Annotated in this window: 6 protein-coding genes; 5 read left to right on the top strand and 1 reads right to left on the bottom strand. The window is 69.7% G+C overall.

Annotation, left to right across the window (positions count from 1 at the left end; all coding sequences use genetic code 11):
* The 3 genes from AOK11_RS26645 to AOK11_RS26635 form a co-directional block, all read left to right on the top strand.
* On the top strand, positions 1–506 hold a 506-nt coding region (locus tag AOK11_RS26645; RefSeq protein WP_055596267.1), incomplete at its 5' end, for a DUF4937 domain-containing protein.
* A gap of 106 nt (positions 507–612) precedes the next feature.
* The gene (locus AOK11_RS26640; protein WP_079035099.1) at positions 613–1,272 is read left to right on the top strand and encodes a histidine phosphatase family protein; all 660 of its coding nucleotides are present in this window, start codon (positions 613–615) and stop codon (positions 1,270–1,272) included.
* Positions 1,273–1,284: 12 nt separating this feature from the next.
* Positions 1,285–2,190 carry an ADP-ribosylglycohydrolase family protein gene (locus AOK11_RS26635; RefSeq protein WP_055596265.1) on the top strand — a complete coding sequence of 302 codons (906 nt, stop codon included), beginning with the start codon at positions 1,285–1,287 and terminating at the stop codon, positions 2,188–2,190.
* Between the two features lie 374 nt (positions 2,191–2,564).
* On the opposite strand, the gene AOK11_RS26630 is transcribed toward AOK11_RS26635, so the two are convergent.
* Complete coding sequence (locus AOK11_RS26630) at positions 2,565–4,112, bottom strand: MFS transporter (protein ID WP_055596264.1); 1,548 nt, start codon at positions 4,110–4,112, stop codon at positions 2,565–2,567.
* A gap of 186 nt (positions 4,113–4,298) precedes the next feature.
* Between AOK11_RS26630 and AOK11_RS26625 the strand changes: the two genes are divergently transcribed.
* Complete coding sequence (locus AOK11_RS26625) at positions 4,299–4,922, top strand: TetR/AcrR family transcriptional regulator (RefSeq protein ID WP_055596263.1); 624 nt, start codon at positions 4,299–4,301, stop codon at positions 4,920–4,922.
* Positions 4,923–5,003: 81 nt separating this feature from the next.
* A complete protein-coding gene (locus AOK11_RS26620; RefSeq protein WP_055596262.1) occupies positions 5,004–5,705 on the top strand; it encodes a ribonuclease HII in 702 nt (233 codons plus the stop codon).
* The last annotated feature ends 173 nt before the right edge of the window (positions 5,706–5,878 follow it).

The raw sequence follows: 5,878 nt of genomic DNA, 5'->3' as shown, positions 1-5,878 counted from the left end.
GACAGGGCGGGGGCTGGAGCCGGGGGCGGCAGGACGTGGCGCACATCTTCTCCTTCTGGGAGAGCCGCGCCTTCTACGATTCCTTCATGGCGCGGTCCCACGACCGGCTCGCCTCCGCGCAGTCGGGCACCTTCAAGGACGCGCAGGTCAGGCTGTTCGACCACCGCTTCGACGTGAAGACCGGCTTCGAACCGCGCTTCACGGACGTCGATCTGCTGAGAGTGGCGCTGTGCCGTGTCCACGAGGAGCGGGCGGAGCATTTCGTGCTGATGCACGAGAAGGTCTGGAACCCGGCGATGGCGGGTTCGCCCGGTATGGTCCGGGGGCTGTTCGGCGAAGCCCCCGGCCATGAGTTCCTGGTGCTGTCGATGTGGTGGTCGGCGGCCGAGCACGGCAAGTACCGCACCGAACGCGTGGAACGTCTCGCGCTGCGGGCACAGACGGAGGCCGACATCGCGGCGCTCACGGGGGACATCGTGGACATGGAGCCGGTCTGGACGGTGTGACGTACCGGCGCGCGGAACCGTCTCGCACCGCGGGAAGTGTGTGACCTGTGCCGTACGGGGCGCATGCGGGTGCTCGGTCGGCCGTCACCCGTTCTAGGGTTTCAGCATGGCACGACCACGGCGCATCGTCCTTGTCCGGCACGGTGAATCAACGGGCAATGTTGATGACTCCGTCTATGAGCGCGAACCCGATCACGCGTTGGCCCTGACCGAGCGGGGCCGGCGGCAGGCGGAGGAAACGGGCAAGCGGTTGCGCGACCTGTTCGGCCGGGAGCGCGTCAGCGTGTACGTGTCCCCTTATCGCCGTACGCACCAGACGCTGAGTGCCTTCGGCCTCGACCCGGAGCTCATACGCGTGCGGGAGGAGCCGAGACTGCGCGAGCAGGACTGGGGCAACTGGCAGGATCTGAAGGACGTCCGTCTGCAGAAGGCGTACCGGGACGCGTACGGCCACTTCTTCTACCGCTTCGCCCAGGGCGAGTCCGGTGCCGATGTCTACGACCGGGTCGACGGCTTCCTGGAGAGCCTGTTCCGCAGCTTCGACGCCCCCGACCACCCGCCGAATGTCCTCATCGTGACGCACGGTCTCGCCATGCGGCTGTTCTGCATGCGGTGGTTCCACTGGACCGTCGCGGAGTTCGAGTCCCTGTCGAACCCGGGCAACGCCGAGATGCGGGTGCTCGTTCTGGGGGAGGACGGCAAGTACACGCTCGACCGGCCCTTCGGGCAGTGGCGGCAGCCGGAACCGTACGGGATCACCGGATAGGGTGGCAGGGCGATGACGACCGCCGACTCCACCTCCGCAGGGCGCCTTGACCGCGCCCTGGCCAGCCTGCGCGGACTGTCGGTGGGGGACGCGCTGGGCTCGCAGTTCTTCGTTCCGGTGAACTATCCGCTGCTCATGCGCCGTGAGCTGCCCCCGGGCTCCTGGCAGTGGACGGACGACACGGAGATGGCCTGCTCGGTCGTCGCCGTCCTCGCCGCCCATCGGCGGATCGACCAGGACGCCCTCGCGCAGTCCTTCGCCCGGCACCATGACTTCGACCGGGGCTACGGGCCCGCGGTCGGCCGGCTGCTGCGGCTGGTCCGCGAAGGCGGTGACTGGCGCGAGCTCGCCGCAGGCCTCTTCAACGGCCAGGGGTCCTGGGGCAACGGCGCCGCGATGCGCATCGCGCCTTTGGGCGCCTGGTACGCGGACGATCCGGAGCAGGCGACCCACCAGGCCGAGATCTCGGCCTACCCCACCCACCAGCACCGCGAGGCCGTGGTCGGTGCGATGGCCGTCGCCGCGGCAGCCGCACTCGCCGCTGCCCCCGGGGGGCCGCCCGGCCCCGAAGCCCTGCTCGACGGGGTCGTCGCGCTGGTGCCCAGGAAGAGCGCGGTCGGTGCGGGGCTGCGGCGGGCCAGGGACATGCTCGACTACGGGGACACGGCCACCGTCGCGGCCGTACTGGGGTGCGGACGGCGGACGACGGCCCACGACACCGTTCCCTTCGCGCTGTGGTCGGCCGCCCGAGGCCTGGGCGACTACGAACAGGCCTTCTGGACCACGGCTCAGGCGGGCGGGGACGTCGACACGACCTGCGCCATCGTGGGCGGGGTGGTCGCGGCCGGGAAGGCCGGGACGCCGCCCGCCGGGTGGGCCGAGCGGGTCGAGGCGCTGCCGAGCTGGATGCCGGTGTAGCTCCAGCGGTCCGGCCGTGTCAGGACCGGTCCGTCAGCCGTGCGGGACGAGGCCCGCTGCCTTCCGTCTCGGCCCGGACGCGGACCCGCAGGTTTTCGGAACTCTCCGTGCGCCATGGGAACTCTCCGTGACCGTTCGCCCGTTGTCGGGACGTCAGCCGTGTGGGACATGAGGCCCGAGACGGGGCGACGGCCGGGCGAGTCCCTGCCCCGCCGGAGGTGATCGTGGACGTGCAGCTCACCGCACCGCTCACCGTGCTGCTCGGCTCCGCGGTCGCGGTCCTGGCAGCCGTGGGACGGCCCGGTGCCCTCCGGGCCGTCCCCCCGGGACCGGCAGGAGTGGCGCCGGGCCGCCCGGCCCGCGGTGCGCCCTCGTCAGCCGATGCCCGGTCCGGCGGAGCCGGCGAGGGAATCGAGGTCGCTCTTGCGCACTCGGATCACCAACCAGGCGGTGACCAGGGCGAGTACGGCCATGGCGGCGGCCGGGATGAAGGCCGTCGAGATGCCCTGCGCCAGCACTTCGTGTCCCCAGGGCTCGGGCAGCTGGTGGGTCCGGGCGAACTCCGCCTTCTGCTCCGGCGTCCCTTCGGCGAGGAAGGCCGGGAGCTGCTCCTTCGCCTCGTTCCTGCCGGCCGTGCCGAACACCGTGGTGAGGAGCGCCAGTCCCACCGATCCGCCCACCTGCTGGGTAGCGTTGAGCAGTCCGGACGCCGCGCCGGCCTCGTGCTGGGCCACACCGGAGACCGCGGTGAGGGTCAGTGTCACGAAGTTCAGGCCCATGCCGAAGCCGAAGACGAGCATGGGGCCGAGGATGCCGCCGACATAGGAACTCTCGGAGGTGATCAGTGTCTGCCAGGCCAGACCGGCCGCCGCGAGCGCCGAGCCGACGAGCATGAACGGCTTGGGGCCGAAGACGGGCAGGAACCGCTGCGACAGGCCTGCCCCGAGCGCGATCACGACGGTCACCGGCAGGAAGGCGAGCCCGGCCTCGATCGGGGTGTACCCGAGCACGTTCTGTACGAAGAGAACGATGTAGAAGAACATGCCGAACATGGCGGCGGCCAGGCTGAGCATGATCACGTACGTACCGGAGCGGTTTCGGTCGGCGAACATCCGCAGCGGGGTGATCGGTTCCCTGGCCCGCGACTCGATGACGGCGAAGGACACCAGCAGGACGACCGCGGCGACGAAGGAACCGATGGTCAGGTTGTCCCGCCAGCCCTCCTCCGCCGCCCGTATGAAGCCGTAGACGAGGGACGCCATACCGGCCGTCGAGGTCACCGCGCCCGCTATGTCGAAACGACCGGTGTGCCGCTCGGACTCGTTGATGTAGAGCGGGGCGAGCACGACGATCAGCAGGCCGATCGGCACGTTGACGAAGAGCACCCACCGCCAGTCGAGCCACTCGGTGAGCATGCCGCCCGCCAGCAGACCGATGGCGCCGCCGCCGGCGGAGACCGCGGCGAAGACGCCGAAGGCCCGGTTGCGCTCGGGGCCCTCGGGGAAGGTGGTGGTGATCAGTGCCAGCGAGGTGGGCGAGGCGATCGCGCCGCCCACACCCTGCAGTACCCGCGCGGCGAGCAGCTGCCAGGGCTCCTGGGCGAACCCGCCCAGGAGCGAGGCGAAGGTGAACAGCAGGATGCCGGTCATGAAGACGCGGCGGCGGCCGAGGATGTCACCGGCCCTGCCGCCGAGGAGCAGCAGGCCGCCGAAGGTCAGCGTGTAGGCGCTGACCACCCAGGTGAGGTCGGTGGTGCTGAAACTGAGAGCGTTCTGGATGTGCGGAAGCGCGATGTTCACAATCGTCGCGTCCAGTACCACCATGAGTTGACAGGCCGCGATGACGGTGAGTGCGATGCCGGGATGCCCGCCCCGGCGGGCCGCCCCCGGCTTCCGGTCCTGGATCGATGGAGAGGTTGTCACTATGGATCCCCCACGAGTGTGTCAGTGAACGCTCGCGTTCACTGTTGAGTCCACGTTAGGAGTCGCCGACAGTGAACGCAAGCGTTCACTGAGTGTGCGGTCGCCCGGTACGCCCCCCGCAGGTGCCGTGCGGTGCGCGCCCCATCCCCGAAATGCCCGCTTCCCCTGCTCGTTGGAGAGAGTCAGATGGTTACTTCGAGCTGGGCGGACGCCCAGGCTCAGACGGCTGCTTCCCGTCGCCGCGGCGCCGTGCTGGAACACGCGATCCTCGATGCCGCCCTGGAGCAGCTCAGCACGGTCGGCTGGAACGGCCTGACGATGGAAGGCGTCGCCGCCGGCGCCCAGACCGGAAAGGCCGCCGTCTATCGCCGCTGGCCCTCTAAGGAGGACCTGGTCGCGGACGCCCTGAGGGCCGGACTGCCGCCCTTCGACGCGGCGCCGGACGTGGGCGATGTGCGCGGCGACCTGCTGACCCTGTGTCTGAGGGCGCGTGACGCGATGTTCTCCCGGCCGGGCCTCGCCCTGCGCTCGGTCATTCACGAATGCGATTCCAAGCGAGCCGAGCGGTTCCACGCCGTGATCTTCGAAGGAGTCGTGGAGCCGACCATCAGGATGCTCCGAGAGGTGATCGAGCGCGGCATCGAGCGTGGAGAGGTGCGTGCCGACGCGGCGAACAGCTATGTCTTCGATGCCGTCCCGGCGATGATGATGTACCGGTCCAAGGTGTGCGGAAGTGAATGGGCGGACGTCGACGTGGAGGAGATGATCGACCTGCTGATGGTTCCGCTGCTGCGTCCGACGGGCTCCTGACCCGAGGCTCCCGGGACCCCGGCATCGCTCGGGGAACCTGGGTGTCGCGGGCCGTTCCGAGCGGCGTACGCTAAGGGCGCCATGCCGTACGAACCACCAACTCACACTGTCGAGCGCTCCCTCCGCGCCACGACCGGGGCGAAGATCGTCGCAGGTGTCGACGAGGTGGGGCGCGGCGCCTGGGCCGGCCCCGTCACCGTCTGCGCGGCGGTCACCGGACTGCGCCGGCCCCCCGAGGGACTCACCGACTCCAAGCTCCTCACCGTCAAGCGGCGGGACGCACTCGACCGGACGCTGAGGGACTGGGTGACGTCGTACGCCCTGGGTCACGCGTCCCACGAGGAGATCGACCGACTGGGGATGACGGCCGCGCTGCGGCTGGCGGCGGTGCGTGCGCTCGAAGGGCTGCCGGTCCGGCCCGACGCGGTGATACTCGACGGCAAGCACGACTATCTCGGGGCGCCCTGGCGGGTCCGAACCGTGATCAAGGGTGACCAGTCGTGCGTGGCCGTCGCGGCGGCCTCGGTGATCGCCAAGGTGCACCGCGACAAAATGATGGCCGAACTGGGTGCCGAGCATGCAGACTTCGGTTTTGCGGACAACGCCGGGTACCCGTCACCCGTGCACAGGGCCGCGCTGGAGGTCCGGGGACCCACCCCTTACCACCGGCTGTCGTGGGCGTATCTTGATGCGCTGCCCCAGTGGCGTCATCTCAAGAAGGTCCGCAGCTGGGCGGACGGAAGTGTTCCGGCGATCGAGGGTCAGCTCGGCTTCGATTTCTGACGATTCCGTTCGCACTCATGTGCCACCCGGTGGCGCGAGCCGTACCAATGTTTGATAAAAATCAGCCCATGCCTCTCATTCCCGAGGAGCCTCAGATTCACGAGAGTGCCCAGGGTCCCCGCGCCACTCCGGCCAACAGCCGTACCGCGCCGACCCCCCGCCCCGTACCCGGT

Source organism: Streptomyces hirsutus (assembly GCF_001418415.1).
GTDB lineage: Bacteria > Actinomycetota > Actinomycetes > Streptomycetales > Streptomycetaceae > Streptomyces > Streptomyces hirsutus.
This window is presented reverse-complemented; position numbering and strand designations above follow the sequence as displayed.